Source organism: Sneathiella sp. (assembly GCF_036960985.1).
In the GTDB taxonomy this organism is placed as follows: Bacteria; Pseudomonadota; Alphaproteobacteria; order Sneathiellales; family Sneathiellaceae; genus Sneathiella.
The window spans coordinates 22,637-37,551 of the sequence record NZ_JBALWD010000014.1 but is presented as its reverse complement, the minus strand read 5'-3'; the positions used below and the strand labels follow the sequence as shown (position 1 = coordinate 37,551).

The 14,915-nt window shown below is 46.5% G+C and carries 12 protein-coding genes and 3 pseudogenes; 6 read left to right on the top strand and 9 right to left on the bottom strand.

Translation table 11 applies throughout. The features are described from left to right. The first annotated feature begins 2 nt into the window (after positions 1-2). On the top strand, positions 3-596 hold the full coding sequence (locus V7723_RS10230; RefSeq protein ID WP_335684366.1) for a malonic semialdehyde reductase: 594 nt from the start codon (positions 3-5) through the stop codon (positions 594-596). A 141-nt stretch (positions 597-737) separates the two neighbouring features. Here the strand turns inward: V7723_RS10230 and V7723_RS19790 are convergent. From V7723_RS19790 to V7723_RS10215, 4 genes and pseudogenes are all read right to left on the bottom strand, one after another. Continuing rightward, positions 738-1,183, bottom strand: a pseudogene (locus V7723_RS19790) (IS6 family transposase). A gap of 8 nt (positions 1,184-1,191) precedes the next feature. Then, positions 1,192-2,184 carry an ABC transporter substrate-binding protein gene (locus V7723_RS10225; protein WP_335684365.1) on the bottom strand — a complete coding sequence of 331 codons (993 nt, stop codon included), beginning with the start codon at positions 2,182-2,184 and terminating at the stop codon, positions 1,192-1,194. Beyond that, positions 2,181-3,419 carry a Gfo/Idh/MocA family protein gene (locus tag V7723_RS10220; RefSeq protein WP_335684364.1) on the bottom strand — a complete coding sequence of 413 codons (1,239 nt, stop codon included), beginning with the start codon at positions 3,417-3,419 and terminating at the stop codon, positions 2,181-2,183. The genes V7723_RS10225 and V7723_RS10220 overlap by 4 nt, the downstream gene beginning before the upstream one ends. Next, on the bottom strand, positions 3,409-4,359 hold the full coding sequence (locus V7723_RS10215) for a PDR/VanB family oxidoreductase (RefSeq protein WP_335684363.1): 951 nt from the start codon (positions 4,357-4,359) through the stop codon (positions 3,409-3,411). The genes V7723_RS10220 and V7723_RS10215 overlap by 11 nt, the downstream gene beginning before the upstream one ends. Positions 4,360-4,485: 126 nt before the next feature. Between V7723_RS10215 and V7723_RS10210 the strand changes: the two genes are divergently transcribed. Further along, entirely contained in the window at positions 4,486-5,790 is a 1,305-nt protein-coding gene (locus V7723_RS10210) for a Rieske 2Fe-2S domain-containing protein (RefSeq protein ID WP_335684362.1), read from the top strand. Position 5,791: 1 nt separating this feature from the next. On the opposite strand, the gene V7723_RS10205 is transcribed toward V7723_RS10210, so the two are convergent. Together V7723_RS10205 and V7723_RS10200 are read right to left on the bottom strand one after the other, a co-directional pair. Then, positions 5,792-6,364, bottom strand: a complete 573-nt coding sequence (locus V7723_RS10205) for a MarR family winged helix-turn-helix transcriptional regulator (protein WP_335684361.1) — start codon at positions 6,362-6,364, stop codon at positions 5,792-5,794. Between the two features lie 12 nt (positions 6,365-6,376). Then, the gene (locus tag V7723_RS10200; protein WP_335684360.1) at positions 6,377-7,135 is read right to left on the bottom strand and encodes a class II aldolase/adducin family protein; all 759 of its coding nucleotides are present in this window, start codon (positions 7,133-7,135) and stop codon (positions 6,377-6,379) included. Between the two features lie 160 nt (positions 7,136-7,295). Here V7723_RS10200 and V7723_RS10195 point away from each other — a divergent pair, with 160 nt between their 5' ends. Both V7723_RS10195 and V7723_RS10190 read left to right on the top strand, forming a co-directional pair. Continuing rightward, on the top strand, positions 7,296-8,282 hold the full coding sequence (locus tag V7723_RS10195) for a TAXI family TRAP transporter solute-binding subunit (RefSeq protein WP_335684359.1): 987 nt from the start codon (positions 7,296-7,298) through the stop codon (positions 8,280-8,282). Positions 8,283-8,370: 88 nt separating this feature from the next. Next, positions 8,371-10,266, top strand: a complete 1,896-nt coding sequence (locus V7723_RS10190) for a TRAP transporter permease (RefSeq protein ID WP_335684358.1) — start codon at positions 8,371-8,373, stop codon at positions 10,264-10,266. A gap of 83 nt (positions 10,267-10,349) precedes the next feature. Here the strand turns inward: V7723_RS10190 and V7723_RS10185 are convergent. Further along, a pseudogene (locus V7723_RS10185) lies at positions 10,350-11,045 on the bottom strand (IS6 family transposase). 319 nt (positions 11,046-11,364) lie between these two features. Between V7723_RS10185 and V7723_RS10175 the strand changes: the two are divergent. Then, positions 11,365-12,900, top strand: a complete 1,536-nt coding sequence (locus tag V7723_RS10175; RefSeq protein WP_335684357.1) for an acetyl-CoA acetyltransferase — start codon at positions 11,365-11,367, stop codon at positions 12,898-12,900. Between the two features lie 178 nt (positions 12,901-13,078). Here the strand turns inward: V7723_RS10175 and V7723_RS10170 are convergent. Continuing rightward, positions 13,079-13,239 (bottom strand): annotated as a pseudogene (locus tag V7723_RS10170) (IS6 family transposase); the annotation flags it as partial. 67 nt (positions 13,240-13,306) lie between these two features. Next, positions 13,307-13,951 carry a DsbA family oxidoreductase gene (locus tag V7723_RS10165; protein ID WP_335684356.1) on the bottom strand — a complete coding sequence of 215 codons (645 nt, stop codon included), beginning with the start codon at positions 13,949-13,951 and terminating at the stop codon, positions 13,307-13,309. Positions 13,952-14,312: 361 nt separating this feature from the next. Here V7723_RS10165 and V7723_RS10160 point away from each other — a divergent pair, with 361 nt between their 5' ends. Next, on the top strand, positions 14,313-14,906 hold the full coding sequence (locus V7723_RS10160) for a hypothetical protein (RefSeq protein WP_335684355.1): 594 nt from the start codon (positions 14,313-14,315) through the stop codon (positions 14,904-14,906). Positions 14,907-14,915 lie beyond the last annotated feature (9 nt).

Sequence of the window (14,915 nt, the reverse complement as noted above, 5' to 3'; positions counted from 1 at the left end):
CAATGAGTAACACCTTAAGTGCCGACGCCCGTGCTCTTTTGTTCACAGAGGCCAGAACCGCAAACCTGTTTACTGATAAGCAAGTAGATTTGGATCTTTTACGAGAGCTATACGACCTTATGAAATGGGGTCCGACAAGTATGAACAGCTGTCCTGTTCGTCTTTGTTTTCTGACCACAGAAGAGGCAAAGAAGCGCATCATGCCTGCGCTTTTTGATGGAAATATTGCTCGGGTTCAATCGGCGCCAATTGTAGCAGTGTTAGGCCACGATATGGAATTCTTTGAGTATTTACCGAAACTCTTTCCGCACGCACCGGAGAACAAGAAAATATTTGAAAACAATGAAACCGCTGCACAAATCAACGCATTCCGTAACTCCACTCTACAGGGTGCCTATTTCATTATTGCCGCACGGGCACTTGGCCTTGATTGTGGACCAATGTCAGGTTTCGACAACGCTCGAGTAGATCAGGAGTTTTTTGCCGGCACACATGTCAAATCAAACTTTCTTTGCACCCTAGGATACAGTGACGCGTCGCGAAACTTCGATAGAGGACCACGTTTCGAATTTGAAGAGGTATGTCAGGTGTTGTGAGAAGAGAATTGTCAGAGTAAAATGAATGCATTGTGATAGTTGTTTAGTAGGTATCTTTCGGACGCTGGTTTGAATCTATACAACTAAATGGCAATGTCAAATTGAGTTGCAATGGACGTAGAAAAATCTCAGTGCCAATATTTAGGCAGCGGCGCTTGCATTTTCCCATACGCCAATTGCTTCAGCGCGACTTTGTTTTAGATGAGATCGGTTTATTAGGTGACGTTGAAAGAAGAAGCTATTGTAAGTGGCTGAGTGAATATTGAGAAATCTCTGAGCGGATCCTGGTGACTTAAACTTCTGCATTTTTCGTTCTCTTTGTTGTATCGGGAGATGCGAGTTCTCTGCTTTATTGTTCGATCGCTTGGTGTCAATATGCTCGGCCTTCAAACGTAAGGTTCGAAATGCCTTATGATATAATTTCAGTTTATCTGTTACGATTTTTGACAGCGTAAATCCTTGATTTTTTATAGTTTTCTCATCAGCTTCAAGGCAGCTTTGGCGTTTCGCCTTGGTTGTACGAGAAAACCCAGGACTTCTCCTTCGCTATCAACCGCACGCCACAGAAAATGCCGCTTTCCTTGGATAAAGTCCCTTAGAGGCTATAGCTCTCCATGGCATTTTCGGGAAAGAGTTCTTCAATCGTTATTCTTCGGCTGGATAGTCCTTGTCGGTGGTGATGATCGAGAAAAGTATTGAGAGTGATTTCATTCCCGCTGACGCCATAGGACCAGAAATTCTCACCCATCAATTTTTTAGCTTCAAATAAGTGGTCCTCGACGAAAGGAATGGTTACTTTAGTTGCGGAAGTATCGGCGAGAAGCGTTTCTGCGGCCCGTTTGGATAGGCTAAAGGACTTCATTAGGGCACCAGCGAGGAATGGATGGGCTTCTAAAACTTCACGACGAATGCCGAGAAGGTGCATTATAGGAAATATACCGGTTTTTCGCCAATAGCTGCTAGCAACGTCTACCGTATTACCAAAAAGGCGCCCTATGTTTGGTTTCTGCTCATCAAAACATTTTGGACTCCGTGGGCCGATGAAACCATCGATTTCGCCGGACAACAACAAATCATTTAGCGATTTCCCTTCAGGGGCCAATTCCATTTTAACGTCATCTGGGAGTTGGATTTTTATCTTTTCCGGACGTCCGGCTGAATTCATTCCACCACGTATCCACGTGATATCGGCGGGTTTGACACCATATTCATCTTCTAGAATTGCCCGCGCCCAAACATTGGCGCTTAATTGATATTCTGCGATACCGATTTTCCGGCCAATGAGTTTTTCAGGCCTGTCTATTCCTTTGTCAGTACGAATATATATGGCGCTATGTCTAAAGGCTCGAGATAGGAATATTGGTAGTGCCTGATATTTTGAAGTGCCTTGTGAAAGGCTAACTACTTGGCTGGCGAAAGAAACTTCCGATATATCGAAATCCTGATGCCGAAAGGCCCTGAAGAACATTTCTTCTGGCGATAGGGCCATAAAAATCGGATCGACGCCGTCTATTTGTACTCTGCCGTCCATAAGCGCACGGTTTCGGTCATAATCACCAATGGCAATTGAAAGCTTCAGGTTGCTCATATTTCACTCCGTGCATTTTTAGTCGATGTTGTTGGATATTCAGAAACGGCAACCTGTTCAGCCATTTTTTGCCAGGTACCTGTTGCCGCTGCATTTAAAATACCGTGGCAGACTTCAAGAGTAGCGTGACCCCATTGTGCATTTTGAATGGGTGCATTATTCTCTCTAGCCATCTGCCATATGGCCTCCATGATGCCAGCTCTGGAGCCATGTTCCAGGTCCACTGGAATAACTTCCCGCTTGTCATCTCCGTAAATTCTGAGTTCACGGGGCGTCACCTGTATATCTGCACGGTCGAGACTCAAGAATAGCTCTCCGAAATGCTCATTATCTGTGCTGGCTGGCAGTGGACTCGCGCGGCCAAAAGTACGCTCTTCTTTCAGAAATTCTTCGCTGATATCTGGTGGTAATGTGTTCAACTTTCGACGTGCTCCGCCGTATGAACTTGGATCTTTGGTAATACCAAGTTCGCTTATCCATCCATGCTGTTCGTCACTATCGTAGTGGCCATATCCAGAATAAGTCAAATTGGCACAGATACCATTTTCAAATTCCAACAATGCCGCATACGCGCCTTCTGATGAACGCGACGTGTCCCAGCTTCCAGTCAATGCAGTGACGTGTTTGACGAGGCCCCCTGACAAAAGACGCGCTATGTCAATTTGATGCGCCCCTTGACTAAATACTACGCCGCCACCGTCCTTTGTCTTGAGTTCCTCCTCACGTCGGGGACGGTACATAAAGTCAGTGGCATAACTTGAACGTAGCATTCTTAAACGACCAAATTTTCCACTTCTAATGAGGGCTAGAGATGCACGAATTTGGGGATCAAAGCTATGACACGGACCGATTGCAACATGACGCTCATATTTTTCTCCGGCATCCATTATTGCTCGGCTGTCCGCAAGATTAATAGCAATAGGTTTGTCAATTAGAACATGTTTGCCTGCCCGCAATGCGGCAATTGCATGGTCTCTATGAAATTGATGAGGTGAGGCGACATATACAACTTCAACATCATTTTTTTCAAATAGCCCGTCTATATAGGGTGTACTTCTCCCATTGAACTGTTCTTTAAAAGCTGCTCTTGCTTCGGGCCTTGGATCGCAGCCAGCGACAAGCTTCAAACGACTATCTGCCAAAATTGAAGGCAGTGTCAGCATAAAGCCACGGCCCAAGCCAACTACCGCGATACCGACGGGCGCAGTTGAGGGGGGCTTTGACTCAGATATCAAGGACAAGCTCTCCATTCTTGGCGCGCGAGACACAAATCATAATCGACGTTTCCTTTTCCATATCCGTCAGAACAAGGTCTCGGTGATCAGCATTTCCCGATATAAGAGTTGTTCTGCAAGTGCCACAAGATCCGCTTTCACAGGAGGATTTGAGATCATAGCCCTCACTACGTAAGGTTTCCAGGATACTCTGATTTTCTGGTATTCTTAATCGCCTACCTGACTTGGATAAATAAACTTCGAAAGCTCTGTCGTCAGCTCGCAGGACTTGAACAGGATTAAAATCTTCAAAATGAATTTGGCTTTCTGGCCAATGACCGGACATATCTTTTATGTCTTCCATCATTGGTTTTGGGCCACAGCAATATATATGCCGTTTATCGGGAATTTCCATATGCGGCCAGAAGTCATATAAGGCAGAAAGTTCGCCTTTGTCGTGGTGTAATGTCACATAAGGTGCTAAATCCGGCGCTGTCACATCGTCTAAAAAAACGGTTGTATCTGGCGACTGTGAACAATAGATCAGTTTAAAGTTTTCATTTCCTTCTCTGAGGAGTTGGCGGCACATAGATAGAATAGGCGTAATGCCGATACCTCCGGCAATAAACAGATACTGATCGGCAGACACTAGTTCAAAGTCATTTTCTGGGGCCAAAATTTCAAGAACATCGCCGGCCTTAACCGTATCTACCATGCTTGCAGACGCACCGCGCCCATTTCGTTCTGCCTTGATGCCGAGCAAGTAGTATTCGCGCTTTTCTGGATCGTTGGCTAGAGAAAAATTTCGCATTCCGCCTTGCGGAGTCTTGGCAGAAATATGTGCTCCAGCTGAAAACATTGGAAGAGGTGCTCCATCCAACGCAGTTAGTTTCATTACACAATAGTCGTCAGTAACAGAGCTCTTTTCGACAACTTTTACGGAAATTAAATCTGAGGTCATCCACAATCCAAACAAGCAATATGAAGCAATTTATATTAGATATCTAAATATAAATTGCAAGGTGGACAATAGATCTCGATATATTCTATATTCACATCTTAGACATCTAAAATTATGGAGAGCCGGATGTTGACCGCAGAGGAAAACGAATTATTGTGTCGCGTAGAAGGGGAAGCTCCGATGGGGCAGATGATGCGGCGACATTGGATTCCTGCACTTATGTCCGAAGAGCTTGAAGTAGACGGTAAACCGGTTCGTGTAAGACTGCTGGGTGAAGACTTGGTTGCGTTCCGTGATAGTAACGGGAAAATTGGTTTGCTGGATGAGTTTTGTCCGCACCGTGGACCCTCATTAGTCTATGGTCGGAACGAAGACTGCGGACTGCGTTGCCTATACCATGGCTGGAAATTTGATGTCAGTGGAAATGTTGTTGAAATGCCGTCTGAACCGGCCGAGAGTAAGTTCAAAGAAAAGACAAAAATAAAGTCGTATCCTACTGAAGAAGCTGGCGGATTTATATGGACCTTTATGGGCCCGGCGGCTGAAATGCCTGAATTCGAGCAGCCGCCTTTCGCACCAACGACAGAAACAAAAGTATCGATTACAAAAGTTAAAATACCCTGTAATTGGGCACAGATACAAGAAGGCCAAATTGATTCCGCTCATTCATCTAGTCTTCACTCCTCAGATATGGTGCCGGCGCGTATTGACAGTGCGGGTGTAACAGAAACAAACTGGACGCGACCCTCTACAGACAAAGCGCCTAGAATGACTTATCGCATAACACCTTATGGTTTTCGATATGTTGCCCTGCGCCGTCCCATAAAGAATTCATCCACACATGATTATGCTCGAGTAACGGTTTATGTCGCGCCCTTTATCTCCCTAATCCCACCTAATTCATCATATAATGTGGCCAGCGTTGTCGTGCCGGTGGATGACGAGAATAGTTGGTTTTACTTTCTTGCCTGGGGTGGAGAGGATATCATCGGTACGGAAAAATGGCGTGAGTTTAATCGGCTAGTAATGGACAAAGACATAGATCGTGATTACAGCACTAAAAGTTCTATCGAGAATGATTTTAATCAAGATCGAGAGCTTATGAAGGCTGGAAATTTTACAGGAATCAAGGGAATACCCAATCAGGATATTTCCATGTGGGTTAGCATGGGAAAAATCGTTGATCGAACGACGGATGTTCTAGGTGCCAGCGACCTTGCTGTTGTCGAGTTCCGGCGGCTAATGGTTGAAGCGGTGAGGGACTTTCAAAAAGGCTCGGCTCAAGCGATAGGTCGTTCTAGCTTACACATACCACATGCGCAAATTTCGTCGTTCCAAGGAATAGTGCCCAAAGGAACAGACTGGCTTACTTTAGGAACAGTTGAGACGGAGCAAAAAATATTGTCTGACTTATCCACAAAAGCTTCCTGATTCATTTATATTTTAGGTTCAGGCTACGGGTTGATGGAAGTTTCTTTCCATCTTCGATGATTTGCGCTTCGTCCACGGCTAAATTTCGAACCATGTCTAGTAAGCCAGAACGGATGAGCTGTATGGTTTCGCTGTCGATACCCGAAATTGCGATATCGTTCACTTCTTGCGCCAGGGGCACCAATTTTTCTTCTAATGCGCGTCCGGCATCTGTCAAGAACACATACTGTTTTTTCCTGTTTCCGTTCCGATGTTTACGTGAAACATAATCAAGATCCAGCATTTTAGTAATGGCCGTATGTGTTGTCGGTTCCGTAAGGCCTACTTGTACGGCCAGTTCTCGTTGGGTAATTCCATCCTTTTGCCATAGGGCTCGTAAATAAACCCAGTGTCCAAATGATACGCCATACTCTGACAATCGGATTTGCAAGGCACGGTTAAACCCGCGGGCTAGATCTCTGATCAAATGAGCAACCCGATCTTCCGGGTTAACCTGTTCCCAGTGCTGTAGGATAGCCAAGGTCGTCAAATCTGCAGCCAGTTTCTTTTTATCCGAAATGGATATGCCCGTCATCGCTTATCGCAATCATTCTTCAAAATTTGAATTCACTTCTTCGCACCAAAGATTCCAAGCTCTATTAACCTGTCCGCCAATATTTTCAGCCGCAGCCGTTGCCTCTAGTTCTGTGAGGTAAGTAATATCTCCAACAGCCAGAGCTTTCAATTGTATATCTGCATTTAGTTGAGTATATATTGCTCGAAAGCATACTTCGGGAAGATTTTTACCAACAATTGTAGCGCCGTGACCACGCATGAGAACAACAGGAGCATCACCCATATCAGAGGCAAGTGCAGCGCCTAGCTTCGTATCTGTAATTAGTAGGTCCGTGCCATCACCCGCGTGATCACGAATGTCAAATATGGGGACATTTTTCTTTAGGAATCCGGCCATATGCCACAAAGGCCGAAGCGGCTGTTGTTTAACAACACCAAAGGGTATGACCGTATTTGCATGGCTATGTACGATCGCCATAACTTCAGGGCGAGCCTTATATATTTCGGCGTGGAGAAAACGTTCGAGATAGGGATTGGCTGCTGTTGCTTCAACAATCTCACCCGAAAAGTCGTGGATGAATATATCTTCGACTGTTACTCGAGCAGGCGCCAGATTTCGAGATAATAGAAAATGATCCGCGCTTTGCGGATGACGAAGACTGACATGCCCGAACCCATCCACAACACCGTATTTGTATAAAATTCGATTGGCAGATACTAAGTTTTGAAGATCCGTTGGATTGGGGGTTGGTAGCGAACGGCCACCTCCATCGCCTGATTTATTATTCATTTTACGATCACCCCTTAGAATTTATGAAAAAGCATATCTCTTGACAAGCACCAGGGGATACGCCAGTCTTTTAGTTAGATGGCTAAGTTTACATGTAATGGCCTCGCTCGCAAATAAACAAATCATGCGCGAAAAGTGCAGGTGGTCTGGGAGAACCGAAATGTCGAAGAAAATTACTATGTTGTCCGCGATGCTGGTAGGTGCGTTTGTCGCTGTCAGTCCAGCGAAAGCAGAATATAACTTGACCCTTTGTGGTGCCAGCCCAGGCGGGCTTTGGTCACTTCTTGGTTCGGGTATTGATGCAGCGGTTAAAGAGTCCTACCCTGGGTCCATTGTTACCTATCAAACATCCGGTGGTGGATTTGCCAATATCGCGTTACTTGGTCAGAATAAATGTGATTTAGCAATTGTCCATGATGCAGAAGCTGCTGTCGCTAAGAAAGGGGGCAAGCCGTTTAGTGCACCGGTTGATAATATAAGGACCATTGCCGTCCTTTATACTTGGGCGCCGATGCAAATGATCATGAATGCTGACTTTGCCAAGGAACATGGTGTTACATCGATAGAAGATATTGCAGCGAAGAAAGTCCCCGTGAGAGTATTACTGAATAAGCGTGGGAATGTTGCCAGTCAGGTCGGAGCCGACATGCTGACAGCTGCCGGCGCCAGTCCTGAGAATATCGAAGCTTGGGGTGGCAATGTCACTTATGCCGCCTCGAAAGAGCAAGGAGAGTTAATGCGAGACAGGCGTGCCGACGTTATTTTGAATTCGCTGTTTGTTAATCATCGCTCTATCCGACAACTTGCCGATGCAATTGATCTAAAATTGTTGAACGCGAATAGTGATACGTTGGGAGAAGTCTCCGAAAAATGGAGCATTGGCACCTATATGATCCCGGCGGATGCGTATAAATGGAAAGAGGGCGGCACGGAAACAGTGACGCTGTCCGCACAATTGTTTGTACGTGATGATGCAGATCCAAAGATGGTTGAGGAAATTACTGCTGCACTGGTCAAAAATGCGGATAAGATTCAAGGAGTTCATAAGGCAATGAAGCCGTTGACTACTAAATTGATGGCAGATGGCAAAGCTATTGAATATCATCCTGCTGCTGCTTCAGTTTACAAAGCTGAAGGTCTTCAGTAACAATCTCGTATAGTGATGCTGCGCGGATTAGCTTGTATCCGCGCAGCATTTTTCAAGGATTTGCGAGCTGTCATCAGGAGAGATGCAGGTGTCATTTGTTAGCATAGCCTTTGATACAGGTATCCGTCGGCGCCCATCGGGCTCTCTGGGTCAATTCATTCGGTTTTTTGGCGCGGCCATAAGTCTTTGGGTTCTGTATTCCGCTACCTATTCTAGGTTGGACGCGCTTTCAATAACAATCAGCTTTTACTCAGGAATGCTGGCGCTTGCTTTCTTGATTATAAGCCCTTCCGCCAATAGTGGAGGAGAGAAAGTTAGCGCTGTGGATAAAGCAGCGTCCGTTCTTTCAATTGTTACGGGCGCATATTTTCTCTATTACGCGGACACCATTGCGGCGCGTATTACTTTGTTTGACCCATTGACAGTATATGATGTTGTTTTCGCAAGCCTGATTATTCTGCTGACAATCGAAGTAATGAGGCGGACTGTGGGCCTCGGCCTGACAGTGATTGTAATTTTATTCATGGTCTACAATCTGTTCGGCGACCATTTGTCTGGTATGCTTTCCCATGGTGATATTTCCTATACCCATTTTCTGGATGTGATGACGTTCACCACAGATGGTTTATTTGGCGTGCCGCTGAGGGTCGCCGCTACGTATGCTTTCCTGTTTGTAATGTTCGGAACGGCACTTGCGAAATGCGGCGGGTCCGAGTTCTTTTTTAATCTAGCAGCATCCCTAACCGGCCGGACGGCTGGCGGACCTGCAAAGATAGCTGTTATTTCGTCAGGTCTTTACGGGACCATATCTGGGAGCCCAACATCGGACGTTGTTACAACTGGCGCCATAACTATTCCGATGATGAAACGACTTGGATATAGTTCTAGATTTGCAGGCGCTGTCGAAGTCGCTGCTTCGACAGGGGGCAGCCTTCTACCACCAGTGATGGGTGCCGCCGCGTTTATCATGGCTGAGTATACGGGTATCCCTTACAGCGAAATTGCAATCGCTGCCCTTATCCCTGCACTGCTTTATTACGTTCCAATTTATGTACAAGTGCACCTCCGTGCAAAGAGACTTGGCCTGCGAGGATTATCCGCGGAAGATGTTCCGAAAATACTGCCTGTTTTAAAACAAGGCTTTTTGTTTGTTATCCCGCTCGTGGCTATTTCGTGGTCGCTCATAAATGGATATACGCCGACTTATTCTGCGGTATACGGTTTACTTGCCGTCATAATCGTGGCCTCGTTAAAAAAATCCACGCGGATCGGACTTAAAGCTTCACTCGAAATTCTCTCGGAAACGGCAACTCGGATGGTTCCCGTCGCTGGGGCTTGTGCGGCTGCTGGTTTAGTTATTGGTGGTATTACGATGACAGGACTCGCGTCAAAGTTTGGCGTACTAGTGTTTGCCATATCCGGCCAGGATGTTTTCATTAGCCTCGTGGTTGCTGCAGCATTGACCTTATTGCTCGGTCTTGGGATGCCAACACCAAGTGCTTACATTTTGGCGGCTGTCCTGATTGCTCCCGTTATGGTCAAATTGCAGATACCGGCTTTGCAAGGGCATTTATTTCTACTTTATTTTGCCGTCATGTCGGCGCTAACGCCGCCAGTCGCAGTTGCCGCTTACGCCGCGAGTGCCCTGGCGGAAGCAAATCCGCTATCTATTGCACTGGATGCGGTAAAGATATCCATCGGTGCTTTTTTGGTGCCATTTGCGTTCGTATTTAATGACGCAATATTACTGAAAGGACCCATTCTTGAAATTGTTTTTTCAGTAGCGTCCGTTACTGTCGGGTTAGTCGCTATTGCTGTAGCTGCAGAAGGTTTCTTATTCGGGATCCTCAAAGTTTATTATCGACTGGCTTTGGCAGTTGCGGGGTTATGCCTTCTTAGTAGTCAACTTATGCCGGTTATTATAGGTGTATCAGCAATTACAGCAGTTGGGGTGTTGTTAGTTATTAATCGTAATGAAATGTAAGTGCTGTAAACCCTTATTGATTGGTATTTTTGGCATTATCACATTAACTTCCTGTAGGCGCGAAGTAACTGAAGTCGTAATTTTTAGGCGGCAGTGCTTGCAGTTGCCCAAACGCCGAATGCTTCAGCGCGATTTTGCTTGAAGTGAGATCGATTGATTAGGTGACGTTGAACGTAAAAGTTATTGTAGGCTGCAGAGTGAATGTTGAGAAATTGCTGGGCAGGCCCGGGTGATTTGAATTTCTGCATCTTTCGTTCCCGTCACCTTACGGGCAGATGTGAATTTTCGGCACGATTGTTAGATCTTTTGTTGTCAATATGTTCGGCCTTCAAGCGCAAAGGTCGAAAGGCCTTGTGATAGGATTTCAGTTTATCTGGTACGATTTGAGTAGGCGCAAAGCCTTGTTTCTTCAAAAGCTTCCGCATCAATTTCAATGCGGCCTTTGTATTTCTCCTTGATTGTACAAGAAAATCCAGGACTTCGCCTTCACTATCAACGGCACGCCACAGAAAATGCCGCTTGCCTCTAATAACAATGACCATTTCATCCAGATGCCAGATATCGTTGGGAGAATGACGGTTGGATCTCAGATTTCTGGCAATCGGTTCGCCAAACTTTAGAAACCATCTTCGAACTGTCTCGTAAGATATATCCAGGCCTCGCTCGGCCAACAGATCTTCTACATCTCGATAGCTCAGCGTAAATCGAGCATAAAGCCAAACTGCATGTTGAATGATATGAGGTGGAAATCGGTGCCGGGAATAGGTGACCTTTTTCATCGACCAAGATTAGATCATCATTAATCTTCTCGCCACAATGTTAATGTGACAACAGCTATCCAGTCCTCGTTCGGCCAGCAGATCTTCTACATTCCGATAACTCAACGTAAAATGAGCGTACAGCCAGACTGCATGCTGAATGATACAAGGCGCGAAGCGATGCCGAGAATATGAGGTCTTTTGCATCGGTGGAGATTAGTTCAGCATCGATTTTCTCGCCACTAAGTTAATGTGACAATCCCATTGACAGCATTCCGCTGTGGCTCACATAATCATAAACACCCTTTGGCACTTGATAATAAAAAAAAGAGTAAAGCCTATGGACCATAGTCGTACCCCCATCCTGATCGGTTGCGGTCAAGTCACGCAACGGGAACCCGATCCCAATATTGCCCTTGGCCCCATGGACTTGACGGCGGTTGCTGCGCGGCAAGCGGCAGAAGATGCGGGTGGTGGCGCCGCGCTTTTGTCGGCACTGGATACCATTATAGTAATCCGCTCCTTTTCGGATACAAGCTGGCGGTTTGCAAGCCCGTTTGGCGGGCCCTCAAATCCACCCAAATCAATTGCCAACCGGATTGGTAACAGCAGTGCCAAACGGCTTGTTTATACCCATCCCGGCGGCAACATGCCGCAATGGTGCATCAATCGACTAGGGGAAAAGATTTCAAGCGGCGAGGTAGATGCAGCCCTTATTTGTGGGGGAGAAGCGCTTGCCACGCAAAGAAACGCTAAAAGAGCGAAGATCAGTCTTGACTGGAACGAGGACGCGGGCGGGAAACCGGAGCAATGGGGCGTTGCGACCCGCGGCTGGAATGACAATGAAGAGCGCCATCGCATGGCGGGCGCCATATTTGCCTATCCGCTATTTGAGAACGCCATTCGCGGCCATACGGGTCGATCCATACCAGAGCATCTAACGGCAATGGGTAGGCTTTTTGGAGGTTTTTCAGAGGTGGCCAGTCACAATCCACGGGCGGACAGGCAACAAGCTTTTAGCGCCGAGCAAATATCAACTGTGGGTCCGGACAATCCGTTTATTGGCTTTCCCTATACCAAACTGATGAATGCTAATGCGTTTATTGACCAGGCTGCGTCCGTCATATTAACTTCCGTTGCCAAAGCACGAGAGTTGGGCGTACCTGAGGATCGATGGGTGTATTTGCATGGGTGCGCGGATGCCTATGATCACTGGTATATTTCAGATCGCCATAATTTTCATTCCTCCCCGGCCATGCGCGTGGTTGCGGAGGAAGCTTTGGAAATGGCAAATGTCGATATATCGGTCATCGAAAAATTTGATTTGTATAGTTGCTTTCCGTCTTCAGTGGAAATTGCCTGCCGTGAAATGGGCATCGGGGAAGAAGATCCGCGCGGACTGACGGTGACAGGCGGCCTTCCGTATTTTGGTGGCCCCGGAAATAATTACGTGACCCATTCAATTGCTGAAATGATGAACGTAGTTCGAAAGGCTCCGGGAAGTCGGGGCATGATCACTGCCAACGGCAATTATGTGACCAAGCAATCGGTGGGAATCTATTCAACGGATCCATCCACACAACCATTCGCCCCGAAAGATCCGATCCTTTATCAGCAAGTCATCAATGACCATATAGGCCCCGAAGTCGCGGAGGTCGCCGACGGCCCGGCCCATGTGGAAACCTATACGGTTATGCACGATCGAGAAGGGCCGTCTTATGCCATTTTATTTGGACGGTTGGAGGATGGTCGCCGCTTTATCGCCAATACACCGGAAGATCCGATGCTTTTGCAAAATATGGTGGATCAGGATTTTCTTTGTGTGAAGGGTCGGGTTGCCAGCAAGGATGGCCAGAACATCTTTACACCGAATTAGCCGGCCATAGTTCAGTCTGTGAGGGCATTGTCAGAGTAAAATGACTAAGTGCTAAAATGAAGCGCAGCGTAATTTTTCAGGCAGTGATCTAACGCCAATCTGTAAGAGCAATTTCTCAATTCCTTCAACAGGACTGAATTGGTGCGTATTGAGTTACAGTGACAACACCAATTGGCTCACCAAACTTCAGAAACCATCTTCGTACTGTCTCGTAAGAAAAATTCAGACCTCGTTCCGCGAGAAGATCTTCAATATTTCGATAGCCAGCGTAAATCGGGCATACAACCAAACGGCATGCTGAATAATATAAAGCGGGAAACGATGCCGAGAATAGCAGATTTTTTTTTATCGAAGAAGACTAATTCAACGCCAGATCCTTTTCCGCGAAGTTAATGTGAAAATACTGTCAGGCGATCTCCTTAGTCAGTTGATTTAGGATATTTGCGTAGTTGTCGACCCCTTGCGCGCCTGTAACAAGGTGCTGACGATCAAATACCACCGCCGGCACGCCGCGAATACCCTGCTGGACCCAAAAACTCTGCTCCTGCCGGACTTCGGACGCAAAGCGTTGGTCCACCAAAACTGCCAGTGCCTCGGCCGGATCAAGGTCTACTTCCCCAGCTACATCGGCCAGAACCGTAATGTCAGACAAGTCGCGCCGATCAGTGAAATGTGCGGTGAACAATGCCATTTTCAAGTCATTCTTGCTCCCGTGCGTATCGGCCCAATGTAGCAATTGGTGGGCATCGAATGTGTTGTGCATGCGCATGTCTTCAGTGAACCTAAAGTCAAAACCCAGATCAACCCCGAGTTTTGTCATCTGTTCGCGGCTTTGCTCAGATTGCTCCGGGGTCGAGCCATATTTCTCTATTATATGTTCTCGGACATTTTGCCCCTCAGGCGGCATATCGAGATTCAGCTCAAAAGGGTGCCAGTGAATGTCATGTTCAGTGCCGGTGGCCTCAAGCGCTTGTGCCAACTGGCGATATCCGATGATGCACCAAGGGCACATCACATCAGATACAATGTCTATGCGGAGTGGCGTTGTCATGTAATATTCCTTTCATCATGTCCGAACACACTATGGTTTCCTTGCAACCATAATCGCAAATTATTGTCGTCAAAGACCAGCGAAAAAACTTCGCTACGAAAAGTAGCGTCAAGTAGTCTCTATAGGTGCCCACTGCATCGGGCCGAATGACATACAGGGCCAGCAAACGCGGCGAGGTATCGTTACACTAGTTTCTTGAATGCAGAATGCTAGTGTTTATTGGAAAGTGGGTTGTTGTATTTCAACGGCATATGAGGCTCAGAATTCTTTCAAAAAGACCAACTTGGGCTAGCATTGAGATATTGTTACAATACCGATCTACGGATACACACTCTACTAGACGCCAGATGAAGAGGTTTGAATGATGCATAGCCAAACACTTTCTAACGAAACATATCCAGATGGGTCGACTGTAATAATTGTTACAGATCACGTTTGGTCCGGGCATCAACCAAACTACGAAAACTTAGTTCGAGAACTTCATGATGTTATTAGGCAACTTCCGAACTTTCAAACAGTTGACGTTGTGCGCCATGCGACGTCCGAGCTGATTGAATACACGGTCATTCTTCGATTCTCCGCCTTGACGGATTTTAAGAAAATATGGAAATCACCGGCAATTGTATCGAAATTGGCGGAAATCGAGAAACTAACTGGCGGACCTGCCAAATACGCTGAAGCCGCAGGGCTTGAACTTTGGGTTGGCGGTGAAGGTACGAATAAAATGTTGGTTCCTCCGTATTGGAAGCGCGTCGTTATGAGTATCATTGGAGTTTACCCTATGCTTTTGCTCTTGCTCGGCATTAGCGGCCCCGTTATTGGAAGCCTTCCCAAGCCTGCACAAACTTTGATAATTGTTGTGATTTTGTCCAGCCTGCTCGCTTGGCCAATTATGCCGCTAATTAGCAAGGCCCTGCGGCCGTGGCTTTATGCAGGGTCTTCAACAACTAGGTAGTTCAGCGTC